The sequence below is a fragment of the Nitrospira sp. SG-bin1 genome (genome assembly GCA_002083365.1).
GTDB lineage: Bacteria > Nitrospirota > Nitrospiria > Nitrospirales > Nitrospiraceae > Nitrospira_D.
Map to the genome: position 1 here is coordinate 31,610 of LVWS01000015.1, position 13,711 is coordinate 45,320.

Sequence of the window (13,711 nt, forward strand, 5' to 3'; positions counted from 1 at the left end):
GACGTTGATTAGGAAGGACAAAATATTCTCCGTGACGGCGCTGGGGGACATATCAGAAGGACGACTCCGATTGCATTGTCGAGAGCGGCCCCGGATAATGCGGTGGCTCGTCGGTTAATCCCTTTCGTTTCGTAATGAGGACATACATGTCGTCTCTGACTCTGGCGCTCCTCATTTTCGGCTTGTGCTATGTGCTCATCATGACCGAGCGGCTCCACAAGACCATTGTGGCCTTGTGCGGAGCGGCACTGATGATCAGCCTCGGCGTCGTGTCGCAAGAGGAGGCATTTTATTCCCATGAGTTCGGAGTGGACTACAACGTCGTCTTCTTGCTGATCGGCATGATGGTGATCATCAACATCGTACGGGAGACCGGGCTGTTTGAGGTCTTGGCCATTTGGGCGGCACAGCGGGCCAATGCCAAGCCCTTCCGCCTCCTGGTGTTGTTGGCCATCTTGACGGCCGTATTCTCAGCCATGCTCGACAATGTTACCACCGTCCTCCTCATGGCTCCGGTCACGCTTGCCATCACCAAGCGGTTGGAGTTGAACCCTGTCGCCTTTTTAATGACCGAAGCCCTGGCCTCCAATATCGGTGGGACCGCCACACTTGTCGGGGATCCTCCCAACATCATGATCGCGAGCAAAGCCGAGCTCAGCTATCTCGATTTCATCTTTGTCCTGGGGCCGATCGTCATCGTGATCATGACGATATTCTTAACGGTATTGTGGCTGATCTTTGGGCGAACGATGACGGTCGCACCCCATCTCCGGGAGGCCGTGCTTGCGCTGAGCTCACGTGAGGCAGTGCCGGATAAGGCGTTCCTACGGCGGTGTCTCTTTCTGCTGGCGGTCATCAATGTGGGATTCTGCCTGCACTCGCTGGTCCATCTCGAGCCGGCGACGATCGCGTTACTGGGGGCGAGCCTATTTATGGTGATCGGGCATGCCAGACGAAAATCCGACGATACGGAGGAGTTGACCTATCTGGCTGAAGTGGAATGGAAGACCATCTTCTTTTTCATCGGACTGTTTATTCTGGTGGGGGGACTCGTCAAGGTGGGAGTCATTCGGTATCTGGCTGATCAGCTGGTTGCGGTGACGAGGGGCAATCTCACCGGATCCACGATGGCGGTGCTGTGGGGATCGGCCATGCTTTCCGCCGCGGTCGACAATATTCCCTATGTCGCGGCGATGAATCCGTTGATCGTCGATCTTGCCCGATCCCTGCATCCGGAAATCGCCGATTATGCGACGCTGGTCCATCAACCGGATATTATTCCGCTCTGGTGGGCCTTGGCGTTGGGGGCCTGCTTGGGAGGCAACGGGACCATCATCGGTGCCAGTGCCAACGTCGTGATCGTGGATATCGCTCGGAAGGCGGGCTACCGGATCACCTTTTGGCAATTCTTCAAGTATGGCCTACCCGTGATGATCGGATCGGTGGCACTGAGCGCGATCTATCTGTGGCTGGTGTTCCTGCGGTGAGCGGTTGATTCGCCGTGCCGAGGAACGAGCTGGTGGGTTAAGAGAAACGTCATTCCTCGGCCTCTTCTAATGACCGTATGTTCCAGTGCGGCGTTGAAGGACAGGAGGGAGGCTGGGAAAAGGGAGAAGTTTTCCCTGCCACGTCTGGTCGGAAGAAGTCTGCACGCAATCTTTCTCCGATTTCTCTGGAAGCGTGAGCGTGAACGTTGTTCCCTGGCCGACCGTGCTCTGTGCTTCGATCGTCCCGGAATGCTCTTGAACGATCTGATGGACGATGGACAGGCCGAGCCCGGTCCCTTCATGCTCCGTACTCTCGTGTTTCGTCGTAAAGAATGGGTCGAATATGTGTGGAAGGTTTTCGGGAGAGATCCCACTGCCGGTATCAGTCATATCGAGCTGTATCCAGCGGGTGCCATCGAGACGCGTAAGCGGACGCGTTGTGACGGTCAGTCGCCCTCCGCTGGCTTTCATGGCATCGATGGCGTTCAAAATGAGGTTCATGAGTACCTGTTTGATTTGCTGGCGGTCAACCATGGTACGAGGGAGCTCTTCCGCCAAGCGTCTCTCGATCGACACGCTCAAATTGCCGGCTTTGACTTCTAGGAAGTGCAGGCACGAGCTGACGATCTCGTTCAAAGATTCCAACGAAAATTTTGGCTTCATATAACGCGCGTAGTCGAGGATTTCCTCGATAAGTCGCTCGATTCGAGCGACATCGTCGGCAACGACCGAACTGAATGAGTCCATGAATTCAAGGTCGTCCCGTCGAGACGGCGCCAGCTGAATAAACGTCTTGATGGATGTGAGCGGATTTCGTATTTCATGGGCGAATCCACCCGCGATGGTTTCTAAGGAGCGAAGTCGATCCGCCCGTCGGACGAGAAGCTGTGAACGCTTCCAGTCTTCATAGAGCATGGCATTATCGAGCGCGATGGCAGCGCTGTTTGCCAACGAACGAAGGAGATCGAGCTCGTCCTGAGAATAGAATGCCAAAGAAGGCTTGTGTCCGAGGTTTACAAAGCCTATGAGCCGAGCTTTGTTGACGAGGGGAAGACACACTTCAGAGTCCATCTTTGTGAAAGTCTCGATCAGGGTCATCCTACGTGTGGGATCTCGTTCTAAAAACCCATCTTCAAGCTCTTCCTTGACGATCGGTTGGTTGCGCTCGAGCAGGAAGCCAGCGAACGATTCATGACTCGCCGGTCGGATGGCATCGGCTTGGGCTTCGTCAATCCCGTGTGATGACTTCAAAATGTAATATCCTTGTTCCTTCTCAAGGAGAAAGAGCGAGATTTTCTCGATCTTCATGACGGTTTGCAGTGTGCGGACGATCTCGGTCTGCAAGTTGGCAAGGTTTAGATTCGTCACGATTGCGTGGTTGAAACGCGTCAAGGTGTTGTAGGCATCGTATCGGCTGGGGAAAAGAGCTTTGTTGAGGGCAGATTGAAGGCGTGGCTGGATGGTGACATATAAGACAGTAAAAATTACGGTTGCCACGATGAGAGAGCTGGCCAGGATGGTGGGAGCGAGGTCATGCAGCATATCTGCGACAAATATCAGGGCGAACGTAAAAGGAATGAGCGGGAGGTAGGTGGCACTCGTTGAGACGAACAGCGCAGCATCGAGGAGCTGATAGCGTAAAATAGCGACTGTGACGACAACGGTCAGGAAAAAAATCGGAACATATCCGAAAGGATAGAGCTCATACCCGAATGTCGGAAGAAAATCGACAGAGCCGAGGTAGGCGATCACGAACGCGACCAAGACGAACTTCACCTGCTGACGCTTGATGGGTGAGGCTGTCGCCCCATAGGTACGAACATAGTCAGAAAATGCCACCGCCATGTAGGATAAAAACAGGATAAAAAATGGCACACTGGCTGGTCCCCACTTCGGGAAGTATCCCCACCAGTAGGTATATACGCCTGTCACGAAATCTTGATGAAAGAGGACGGCGATGGCCAAGAGGGTTGCGAATCCATAACCGACCCAAATCGAACGAGCGCGATGAAGCTTCAGGAATTCCGCGGAAAATGCGTAGAACGAGACCGATATGTACATGACACCGACATTGTCAATCTTAAACCAGATCAACGCTAGGTTCTGCGTGGTCGCACACAGACCAAGGCCTGTTGCGACGAGCCATAAGGTGATGCTGGTGCAAAGCACCAGGAAGTGTCGATGTGCGAGAGACTGTCCATTGGCTCGATAGACCAGGATCCCAAGTCCGAGGGTGACCATCCCCATGAGGAACATGGGGATGGCATGGTGATTAAGTACGTAAGCGGGATCGCTGGTCATAGGGCGTCTTGTGGGACTCGGCTCTGTGCAATGTGAAGCAACTGGGCGTCGGTAATGTAACCCCTCGAGTTTCGAAAACGAGCGAGGCGGAAACCGAGCCTACGGCCGGCAGCAATGATGTGTGACGCATGCGACGGATCGGCTTTACCGAGCGAGTAGTGGCCTTCCCATCCGATGGCGGTCAAGATCATGGTCTCGGAAAGGCAGCCCAGTGCTTCCCCTTCAGCAAGATCGAGGTCGAAATGCACACTGACGTCGGGCGTTTGCACCACGGCGGATTCGATGACGACGACATCGGGTCGCAGATGCGGGATCTCCTCAGACACGTTCTTTGGTTGGGCTGCGTCGATCACGATCGCACCGGGCTTCAAATGGCTTGCGGTCACGAGAATATTTGGATTGTTCGTTGCGGCGATGACGATGTCTGCCTCGCGTACCCGATCGAGGTTGGTCATCCCTTCCACGGCTGCGCGCGCATTCGCTAATTCTGCCACTAAATTATGGAGTGCATCCTTCTTTATGTCGATAATAAGAAGTTTTTCGACGAGACGGGCGAGTAATTTTGCGCAGGCAGAACCAACCGAACCGGCTCCCCCGATGATGGCCGCCGTGGCATGCGGTAGACTGAGATTAGTCAGGGCCGCAGCGTGGAGAACATTTTGGACGGCGATCGCAGCCGAATGAGGATTTCCTGTCGTGAGTCCAAGGCGAACCTTTTTCTCTAGCTCCTGTCCGTCACGCGTCACGATTGAGGTGAACGCCCCTAACCCGGCGATTGACGCCCCCATTTTTTCTGCAAGTTGAACGGTCTGCAGCACGCGTAGCCGAGCAAGCCGAGGGTCGCGAATCATCTGTTCCGTGGTCAGCGGAGAAATCAACATGGCGCCAGTCGTTGGTGTGCCATCTGCCAATTTAAGACCGGTGATATAGGAAGCGACAAACGGCCATTGGTATCGGAACCACCGTTCCACCACGTGCGAAGGCAGGAAACGGGCGAACGGGAACTTCCGTGGGACATCGCTCAGTGTGCGGGGATGGCCGATGAACGCGAATGTAATGGGTGTGACGAAGAGACGAGCGAGAGGGCCCGGAAAAAATCTGATAACTAAATCGCGAAGGACTTGTACAAGCAGGCCTAAGCTCTGCCAGAGCATTCTTATAGAGAACCCGCTTGTGTCTTTCTTGCATGATGAAGCGTTGAGGTCGGCGTTCATGTTCTGCGTGAATTGTGCAGGAAGGCCTTGAATGTCGACGTTGCCTAAGCTGGAAATTTGTTGACCAAAACCGGTCGGTAAGCGATAGGAGAGCTGATAGGGGTTATCGGTAATGAAAAAAGAGAGGATCGAGCGAGGGTTTTTAGTGATCAGTGTTTCACGGACTGCCTGGCGAGTGGAACCTTCAGATGCCTCGAGGGCTCGCAGATAGGTTTCTAATTCCTGCAGGGCCGAGCCAAGCACCCGCCGCTCCATCGTCTGCAGCGGTAAGAAGCTCACATCAATACGAAACTGGGAAGTTGAACTGTCGATTTCTTTTTCCACGGCCGTAACTCGACCGGTCAATGGCAGGTACGCGACATTGCGGCTGAAGTAGAACAGTCCGTAAACGGTTGTGCCTACTATGGAGTCGCAATCGCTCCAAAATGAAACAGACTGCAGATCCAGTTCCTGTGTCACGCCTCGGGTCAATGTTCCTTGAAAATCCACAATAACGGGCACACTTACGGCAAGCCTGTTTGTTGTGAGCGCCTCCATCACATATTTCTCCTGTTCAATTTGAGCTCGGCCAAAGACGAGCGCGGTCGTTGATTATCCTCGTGTTCGCGACGTGGCAAAGGTCGCATCACTCAAACCTATATTCAGAACCTCTTCTCTTCTCGGCTTGGAGCAAGATTGAACGCATTAGAGTAGGCAGTGCCCGAGAGTGTCAATTGTAAGGAATACGTACATGATTAATACATTAGGGTGCCTATGCAAAACCAGAGGGCCGATCGGCCCTACGTCGGGTCTGATGGATTTTGTGAATTCACTCGCCTGTTCGGCGGTTCATTGATATGCCTGACTGAAAAAACGGAACTGAGCCTCAGAGAGATTACGGTTCAGACGACGTCGAAAGGAGAGTGGGCTGATGAACGCACCAGCGGCATGTCGGACAACATGGGCACCTGCTCGTTTCGCAGATTGGATAGACTATAGGAGCGTCCTTCTGATTGCGAATATGTTCCTGATCAGTGCCAACCCAAGCATGGTATCTGCCGGTGCGTTCAGGATTTTTGATCATAGCGCTTCCGCTACCGCTCAAGGTGGCGCCTTTGCGGCGCAGGCCGACGATCCGTCCGCCGTCTACTTCAACCCGGCCGGCATGACGCAACTGAGTGGTATACAAACCAGTGCCGGGACCCTGCTGATCGGTGGAGCTACCAGCTACACCAGCTCCGCCGGAGCAACGGCACGTGGAGATTTCGATGGTAGTGTGGCCTTTCCGCCCCCGAGCAACTTTTATATTACGGCCCATCTGGGGAGAACCGGAGTAGCCCTATTGGAAAATTTTTCGGCCGGGCTTGGCGTCATTTCTCCGTTTGGCCTTCTCTACGGGTATTCCAATGACGCACCGTTCGCCACCGCGGCGTTACGCCAGTCATTGCCCCTGATCGACATTAAGCCGACGCTGGCCTATAAGGTGAATGACTACGTGTCGCTCGGTCTCGGTGCGGACATCTATACCTTCGCGCCATTTTTGCGTTCCGGAGAGGTTTCGACGAGCTTTCTTTCATCTGGTGGACCGGGCTTGCCTCCGCCCGGAACTCCGATGGAGATCACGGGCAGTGATACAGCTGCCGGGTTTAATGTGAGTGCCTTGTTGACTCCGTTGCGGAATGCCACTGGACACCCGGTGGTCAATGTGGGCTTGGTCTACCGCACTCAAGCGACACTCCATTTGGATGGTCAGCTTCTTGCCAATGGCATTCGTGTGGCCGATGCATCGACCACGCTGGTGCTTCCCCAAATATTTACGGCAGGCATCGCCGTATGGCCCATCCGGGATAACGCACGCGAATGGAAGATTGAATTGGATGTCGACTATACCGGATGGAGATCAGTGCGAAGTCTCGATGTGCGCCTCTCTACAGGAACCACCATCCCATTTCCGCAGAACTGGCGCAGCGTCTATACGATCATGGTCGGTACCGAGTATAAGTGGCTCAACCCGGCGCTGCTGCCGAACTGGGAAGTCGCCTTACGAGGGGGCTACTGGCATTCCCAGACGCCAATTCCGGATCAATCGTTCACGCCCACCATTCCGGATGCGGATCAGCATGCCGTCTCAGGAGGACTGGGTTTGCTCTGTAAAGGGCCGGGCCGTTTTCTGGGCGTGATCCCGTGCGGGACGACCAATGGTCCATTGTTCTTACCGAAAGCAATCGGACTGGATCTAGCCTATCAAGCCATATTCTATGAACCACGAACCGTCACGGGGAGTCAGCACCCCATCGCCATCCCCGGTGTCGTGAACGGAACGTACAACACCACGTATCATGTTGGGTCGATCAATATCCGGGTCAATTTTTGATTACTTCCGCTTTCCAGTAGACAATTTCCGAAAGCGCGTGATTGGTCGTGCGTAGTTCGACAGCTTGCCGGATTTCCTCACTCGTTTCGGTCTCGATCCGGCAGGACTGTAGTTGTTGCGTGGATGTGCAGAGGCCGGCGTTCTATTGCAGACCTTCCAGCTCCTTATCCAGTGGATGCGAGCGCTGCAGAGAAGTGATTCAAGGTTTACCTGCAACGGTCAGACCAAGCGTTCCATCACTCATCGTGCGGATGTGCAGTGCTTTGGTATCGGCGAACACGCCGATGCCCTGGACCGACTCCACGGTGCCGTGCATCGAGACGGATGGACTGAGTGCTCGATTCAGTGTGGTGGCCAGAAGGCCTCGCACCCGGTCGGTTGCTGCAGTCACTCCGAGAATGGATTCGCTGGCGATCAGATCTCGAAATGTCGAGAGGTCAAGCCAATCGACCGTTTTCTGTAGGAGCGCTTCCGTCGCGAAGTCATAGCGGAGGCCGCCGAACGAAACCGTCTGTGTGAGTGAGTTCATTTCGGGTTTTCCGACAAAATACACGTGGCCGATCGCGTCTCCGGAGAAATCAATTCGCATCACCACTTGGTTGCCGCCATTGCCAAAGATCGCGGCATTTGTAATGAGAAGGAAATACCCTTTCTTAGCGACGGTTTTCCCCGTGAGCCGGTTCGCAAGGGTCTTGGACAGCGAGGCATAGTCCATCGGGATGTCCGTGACGACGTGGAATTTAGTAGGGGTTAATCGGTTTGCAAGTGTTGTGGGGAGTGTGCCATAGAGCCGAGCATCGGCGGCACCGTGGAATCCCGTAGAAGTTGGTGGAGTGTCGAGTGGAGGAAGGGCCGCAACTGCAGCGGGTGGTTCCTGCCCGAAGACGATAATCGGTTTCGCGGTGACCTGGATGGTGTCTTCGACAATGGGGCCGACCCCTGAGAAGCCACTATGTCGAACTTTGTCGGTATTGAACTGGAGCCAGGCATCCGGTTCTAACGGGATAGGGCTGCGCAGTGTATTCCAGGCATCTTCCACATGAGCTTTGACCGTCAGCGCGTTGATGCGATCGACAGCGCGGCCAAGTCCTGCTCGAGCGATGTCTGCGAGCCGATGTGTGAGTTCCTGGGTCACGTCGGTATCGGCGATGGTGATTTTGCAGGGATCAATAGTGTTCACCGCCACGCTGGCGACTGATGCGGTCAGACCATAAGTCGGAGTCAGCTCAGTCGCGATATTCCCATGCAGCGTGGCCCTTCGTGGCCATTCATTGCCGTCGCCGCAGTGAAGCGAATGGGCTCCGATTTTATATCGAAGGCCGGTGACGACAAATAGTTGAGAGCCGGGAAGTTCCACTCCTTTCCACCAGTCACGAAGCATGACGCCCGAATTTGTGTCGTTGACTCGGTGAACGCCGGTCGGTGCCATGGTAAAATCATCTCGCTCTGCATAGTATTTGTATTCGGCGCCTTTGGGATGTTTGATGAAGCTCCCCCAATGATCGAATTTCTTCGGCACCTCATCGTTGGCGGCAGTAAGAAACGGTGACAGATCGACATAGACGGGAACGCTGATACTGGATTCCGGGGCCGGAGAGAGTGGGTTCGGTGTCGCCGGTAGCAGCAAAGGCGTTGGTGGATGAACGACAGGGTTACTGAGTGCGATGCAGCTCGTCAAAGACAGCAATAAGGAAAAGGCTACGAGAGGATTGCTTGCCGATTTGGGAACCATCTGCTTTACCCCTTCGATAATCAGTGATCGTGAGATGTCTGGCCTCAAACAGTCTCAAATTGTGGAACGTGAGACTAGTGGTGAAGAAACGAAGCTAGGATACCAGAAACACATGACTGTTTGTGAGGTCAAAATGAGAGGAAAGCCGACGCCGACTTTATGGCAAGTTCAGGATGGGCAAAAGTACTTCGCAACCCTTCTTACACCTAATTAAATCCATCCAGTCAGCCTGTTGCGGCAGAAGAAACATTCTTCACGGAATGGAAACTCCTTTTGGAATAAACACTTCGTCGCCCAGCTTCGCGATGAGCTCTTCTCCGCCGTGCGTAAGCCTGCCATCCATAACCGTCACCAGTTCGTTCGCGACATGGACGAAGTCATTCCACTCCCGTCCTAGCGGATCGGTGAACAGATCACAGGAATAGCCTCGCCGGATCCAGTCTTGAGCCACCTGGTCACGATCGAAGGGTACAGGGAATCTCTGGCGGGTGAGATGCGACATGTGAATTCTGATTTCTAATTTCGGGAGAGCCACGGTTCTTTTCATATGAGCTTGAGTCCAAGAGGAATAGTTCAGCCATTTGCCCTCAACCTAACTTATTCTCTCATCTGTTCGTTGGCCATCCAGTTGGAATAACGACCAGATACACTGTGGGGTCACTGTGAAAGTATATGGTCTTACCTCTACCCTGAACGACTAAGGAAATTGTGCGCGCCAGTGATAGGTGTGTCAAGGAACGTGATCGCTTCGTGGAAGCTGATGAGGTGGGACAAGCGACACACGGGAGCCATCAGTGATGATGCGCGAAGGAGGGTGCTTCGTGGTGCTGCTCCGTCAGTTTCCGAAGGTCGCAGTGGATATCGTCGGGATCGCAGCACTCGGTTTCGAGCTGGATGGTCATGTGTTTGATGCCGAAGTCGGTTGTGATTCGGTTTTGGATCAACTGCAGGAGTTCCAGCGGAGGGCGATGGCGTTCGATCATGACATGGCTCGTCAGCATGACGAGGCGGGGTTCCACGGCCCAGATGTGCAGATCATGTACGTTCTTGACGCCGGGAATGGCCTCCATGGTAGCGGCTACTTGAGACGCGCTAATGCCTGGCGGGGTTGACTCCAACAGAACATCCATCGATTCTTTAAAGATCGGCCAGGCTCCTCGGAGAATGACTCCGACGATCAGTAAGCTTACGAGCGGATCCAGGACGGTCCATCCCGTCAGGAGAATGGCCCCACCGCTGACGATGACGCCGAGCGACACCCACGCGTCTCCCAACATGTGCCAGAACGCACTGCGAATATTCAGATCGTCTTTTGCGCCGTGCTGAAGCAAGAGGGCGATCCCGAGATTGGCCAGGAAACTGATGGCGGCGATCGCCATCACCCATCCACCATCGACGGGGACCGGTTGTAGTAGTCGCTTCAAACTGACGACAGCGATGCCAAGGGCGGTTAACAGAAGAATGAAACTGTTCAGAAACGCGGCGATGATGCCGGCGCGGTGATAACCGAACGTCCGGCTTTCCGAAGCGGGGCGGGCGGTAAGGAGATGAGCATAGAGGGCCAGGAAGAGGGAACCCTGATCCACGAGGTTGTGGCCTGCGTCGCTCATCAGTCCGATGCTGTTGAGCAGCCAACCGCCGACAAACTCAGCCGCGATGATCACGGCGTTGAGCGCCAGCGCCAGGCGAAGTCGGGATCGGAGATGGGTATATGACGCCAGGGCCGTCATGCATGACAGTTTCGCACGGGGGACGTCACGCGGCAAGTCTTGCCGGACGTTTGTCTTGATGAACTGTGCAGCTATCGACCCGATTTGGGCGGCGCGCGCTCGCGTAACACTGGATAGTTGGCTTCATCCATTCCAGAGTTGCCGGTCGACAGGTCCGTCGCAATGACGCGGAGCGTGATGCCGTCGGGAACGTCCTTCGATGGCGGCACAAAGAACGGGGCTTCGAAGGTGCGGCTCCCTTCATCATAAAACATTTGCAGCCGTTCGACGACGCGGTCGCCGATCAACACTTCTCCGTAAATACGGATCTTCCGCGAATCCCAATCTCCATGGGGGCGGACCAATGAACCGGACAATGTCCTTACGGAAGCGCGGAGGGTGACATCGTCTCTGGCGATCAAGGCATCACGGGGCTTCGGGCGTTCGATTTGCACCAGATAGCCGTAGAGATGCAGGACGATGCCGTCGTTGGTCAGATCGTGTCCCGGGATCAACAACAAGGTTTGACGTGTTCTCTGTAATGCACGGGGATGAGCAAGCGGCCCTTCGGCGGAGATTTCCACCAACGTCGGTCTCTGCAGTGACAAGGTTATGGTGAACACGGCGGAGGGGCGAGAGCTGTAGATCGGTTCCTCCATCGTGTGCGGTGTGCGCATGATTTGGTTCTGATCGCCGGATTCTCCCTGCTGGAGACCGGTCGCCAGAATCTGCCCGCTTGCGACGTCGGTGATCGTCACGCGCGCGCCACCGACTTCGCGGCCCAACACCATGGCTCCATGCGCGACGACCCGCACGAGCACCGTCGTCGGCCGGGGCCCGTTGAGGGGTGACGTAGGAAGTGTCTGGCCTTGGGCCGGAGTTGTTATGCAAGGGAGCAAGCTGAGCGATAAAATCAGGCCAAGCGGGACAAGGAAAGCCAGCGTCATTTCACCTTGGTGCCGGGATCTACTTCTTCCAAAATGGTGAGCAGTCCGCGCACCTCGGCGTCACCCGCCGCCAGCACCATGCCTTGCGATTCAACCCCCATGAGCTTGGCCGGCTTGAGATTGGTCACGATCACGATGGTTTTGCCGATCAAGGTGTCCGGCTCGTACTTCTTGCCGATGCCCGCCACGATCTGACGCTGTTCCGTGCCGAGGGAGACTTGCAACTTGATCAACTTCTCCGATTTTGGCACGCGCTCGGCGGACAGAATCTTTGCCGTCTTGAGCTGAACCTTCATGAACTCGTCGATGCTGATTTGCGGTGCCGCCGGAGGTTCCGGAGCGGCCGGAGGAGTCGGCGTGGCAGCGGTTGGTTGTGGAGAAACAGATGATTCGGTCACTGGTCGTACTCCTGGTTTTGATTCGATGCGTGGGAACAGAGGATTTCCTATTTTTACTGTTCTTCCAGAAACTCGGTCATCCCAAATTGACTTTTCATCCAGAGGAATCGACCAATCTGGTGATATGCCCAGTTGCTTCTGGATTTCGGTGGCAGCCTTTGGCATATAGGGATACAGATAAATCGAGAGAGCGTATATAGATCTGGCCAATGTGTTAAGGACATTGGAGAGCCGCACTTTGCAATCATCTCTTCTGACCAGTTGCCATGGTTGGGACTTGTCAATGAGGAGATCACATAGCTGAATAATCCACCATAGCCCTGCTAAATCGTCATTAAAACGCAAGTGCTGATGCATGATTTTTTGGGCTCTGCCTTCGATTTCTACTTTAATTAAGTGCTCAGTCTCTTCATATGATATTTCACCACGTTCTGGAATCTTTCCTTCTGTGAATTTATTGACCATTGTGATGGTACGGCTCACAAGATTTCCGATGCCGTTTGCTAGGTCACTGTTCACGCGGGTAATCATGGCGGCTCGGGAAAAGTCTCCATCTTGCCCGAATGGCACTTCGCGCAATAAGAAATAGCGAAACGCGTCGGCACCGAATTCATCGATCATTTTGTTGGGATCGACGACGTTGCCGCGGCTTTTTGACATCTTCTCGCCCTCCACGGTCCACCAGCCGTGGGCAAAGATTGTTTCCGGCAATGGGAGACCCAATGCCATCAGCATCGTGGACCAGTAGACGGCATGCGTCGTCAGGATATCTTTGCCGACGAGATGCACGTTCGCGGGCCAGAATCGGTTGCCTCTTGGGTTGCCTCGAGGGAGATATTCCAAGGCGGAGATGTAATTCACCAACGCATCGAACCAGACATAGGTCACGTAATCTTTATCGAAAGGGAGTTCGATGCCCCACGAGAGTCGGGATATCGGCCTGGAGATCGAGAGGTCGCCCAGTTTCTGGTTTTGGAGAAAACCGAGGACTTCGTTGCGCCGCGACTCAGGGCGAATAAAGTTCGGATGTGCCTTGATGTGCTCGATCAAGCGGTCCTGATACTGCCCCATCTTGAAGAAGTAATTATGCTCGCTGAGCTTCTCGACAGGACGCTTACAGTCCGGGCAGAGTCCGGACTCGACGTCTTTCTCGGTCCAGAAGCGTTCATCGAACGTACAGTACCAGCCTGTGTACGAATCCTTGTAGATCAGCTTCTTGTCGTAGAGCTGTTGCAAGCACCGCTGAACCACTGATTGGTGTTCATCGTCAGTGGTTCTGATAAAGGCGTCGTTCGAGATATTCAGTCGTTGCCAGAGCTTTTCAAACTGTGGGGCCAGCTTGTCGCAGTGGACTTGGGGATCGATACCGGCTTTGGCAGCCGCCTGTTGCACTTTCTGACCATGTTCGTCGAGGCCGGTGAGAAACAACACGTCGCGTCCGCGCAGCCGCCAGTAGCGCGAAAGGACGTCCGCCGCGACGGTCGTATAGGCATGGCCGATATGCGGAACGTCGTTGACGTAATAAATGGGAGTGGTGATGTAGAACGTCGTCTCGTCAGCCATCGCAAGG

Annotated in this window: 11 protein-coding genes; 4 read left to right on the top strand and 7 right to left on the bottom strand. The window is 54.5% G+C overall.

From position 1 onward, the window contains the following. Nucleotides 1–146 precede the first annotated feature (146 nt). A complete protein-coding gene (locus A4E19_15695; GenBank protein OQW35900.1) occupies nucleotides 147–1,487 on the top strand; it encodes a hypothetical protein in 1,341 nt (446 codons plus the stop codon). A gap of 66 nt (nucleotides 1,488–1,553) precedes the next feature. Here the strand turns inward: A4E19_15695 and A4E19_15700 are convergent, their stop codons facing one another. Both A4E19_15700 and A4E19_15705 read right to left on the bottom strand, forming a co-directional pair. Then, complete coding sequence (locus tag A4E19_15700) at nucleotides 1,554–3,788, bottom strand: hypothetical protein (protein OQW35901.1); 2,235 nt, start codon at nucleotides 3,786–3,788, stop codon at nucleotides 1,554–1,556. Then, nucleotides 3,785–5,539, bottom strand: coding sequence for a hypothetical protein (locus A4E19_15705; protein OQW35902.1), 1,755 nt, complete (start codon nucleotides 5,537–5,539; stop codon nucleotides 3,785–3,787). Before A4E19_15705 ends, A4E19_15700 begins: the two co-directional genes overlap by 4 nt. A gap of 216 nt (nucleotides 5,540–5,755) precedes the next feature. Between A4E19_15705 and A4E19_15710 the strand changes: the two genes are divergently transcribed. Then, nucleotides 5,756–5,980 carry a hypothetical protein gene (locus A4E19_15710; GenBank protein ID OQW35903.1) on the top strand — a complete coding sequence of 75 codons (225 nt, stop codon included), beginning with the start codon at nucleotides 5,756–5,758 and terminating at the stop codon, nucleotides 5,978–5,980. Between the two features lie 22 nt (nucleotides 5,981–6,002). Beyond that, nucleotides 6,003–7,355 carry a hypothetical protein gene (locus tag A4E19_15715; protein ID OQW35904.1) on the top strand — a complete coding sequence of 451 codons (1,353 nt, stop codon included), beginning with the start codon at nucleotides 6,003–6,005 and terminating at the stop codon, nucleotides 7,353–7,355. Nucleotides 7,356–7,554: 199 nt separating this feature from the next. Here the strand turns inward: A4E19_15715 and A4E19_15720 are convergent, their stop codons facing one another. Next, entirely contained in the window at nucleotides 7,555–8,982 is a 1,428-nt protein-coding gene (locus A4E19_15720; protein OQW35905.1) for a hypothetical protein, read from the bottom strand. 37 nt (nucleotides 8,983–9,019) lie between these two features. On the opposite strand from A4E19_15720, the gene A4E19_15725 reads away from it, so the two are divergent. After that, nucleotides 9,020–9,301, top strand: coding sequence for a hypothetical protein (locus tag A4E19_15725; GenBank protein OQW35906.1), 282 nt, complete (start codon nucleotides 9,020–9,022; stop codon nucleotides 9,299–9,301). A 39-nt stretch (nucleotides 9,302–9,340) separates the two neighbouring features. Here A4E19_15725 and A4E19_15730 read toward each other — a convergent pair whose 3' ends face one another. The 4 genes from A4E19_15730 to A4E19_15745 form a co-directional block, all read right to left on the bottom strand. Next, nucleotides 9,341–9,634 carry a hypothetical protein gene (locus A4E19_15730; GenBank protein OQW35907.1) on the bottom strand — a complete coding sequence of 98 codons (294 nt, stop codon included), beginning with the start codon at nucleotides 9,632–9,634 and terminating at the stop codon, nucleotides 9,341–9,343. A gap of 244 nt (nucleotides 9,635–9,878) precedes the next feature. Further along, on the bottom strand, nucleotides 9,879–10,817 hold the full coding sequence (locus tag A4E19_15735; protein ID OQW35908.1) for a hypothetical protein: 939 nt from the start codon (nucleotides 10,815–10,817) through the stop codon (nucleotides 9,879–9,881). 71 nt (nucleotides 10,818–10,888) lie between these two features. After that, entirely contained in the window at nucleotides 10,889–11,743 is an 855-nt protein-coding gene (locus A4E19_15740; GenBank protein OQW35909.1) for a hypothetical protein, read from the bottom strand. Beyond that, complete coding sequence (locus A4E19_15745; GenBank protein ID OQW35910.1) at nucleotides 11,740–13,704, bottom strand: methionine--tRNA ligase; 1,965 nt, start codon at nucleotides 13,702–13,704, stop codon at nucleotides 11,740–11,742. Before A4E19_15745 ends, A4E19_15740 begins: the two co-directional genes overlap by 4 nt. Nucleotides 13,705–13,711: the final 7 nt, after the last annotated feature.

What these genes read in the sequence shown, in the direction of transcription:
- A4E19_15695 (OQW35900.1), top strand. Translation starts at nt 147, where the DNA reads ATGTCGTCTCTGACTCTGGCGCTCCTCATTTTCGGCTTGTGCTATGTG.
- A4E19_15700 (OQW35901.1), bottom strand. Translation starts at nt 3,788, where the DNA reads ATGACCAGCGATCCCGCTTACGTACTTAATCACCATGCCATCCCCATG.
- A4E19_15705 (OQW35902.1), bottom strand. Translation starts at nt 5,539, where the DNA reads ATGGAGGCGCTCACAACAAACAGGCTTGCCGTAAGTGTGCCCGTTATT.
- A4E19_15710 (OQW35903.1), top strand. Translation starts at nt 5,756, where the DNA reads ATGCAAAACCAGAGGGCCGATCGGCCCTACGTCGGGTCTGATGGATTT.
- A4E19_15715 (OQW35904.1), top strand. Translation starts at nt 6,003, where the DNA reads ATGTTCCTGATCAGTGCCAACCCAAGCATGGTATCTGCCGGTGCGTTC.
- A4E19_15725 (OQW35906.1), top strand. Translation starts at nt 9,020, where the DNA reads ATGCAGCTCGTCAAAGACAGCAATAAGGAAAAGGCTACGAGAGGATTG.
- A4E19_15730 (OQW35907.1), bottom strand. Translation starts at nt 9,634, where the DNA reads ATGAAAAGAACCGTGGCTCTCCCGAAATTAGAAATCAGAATTCACATG.
- A4E19_15735 (OQW35908.1), bottom strand. Translation starts at nt 10,817, where the DNA reads ATGACGGCCCTGGCGTCATATACCCATCTCCGATCCCGACTTCGCCTG.
- A4E19_15740 (OQW35909.1), bottom strand. Translation starts at nt 11,743, where the DNA reads ATGACGCTGGCTTTCCTTGTCCCGCTTGGCCTGATTTTATCGCTCAGC.
- A4E19_15745 (OQW35910.1), bottom strand. Translation starts at nt 13,704, where the DNA reads ATGGCTGACGAGACGACGTTCTACATCACCACTCCCATTTATTACGTC.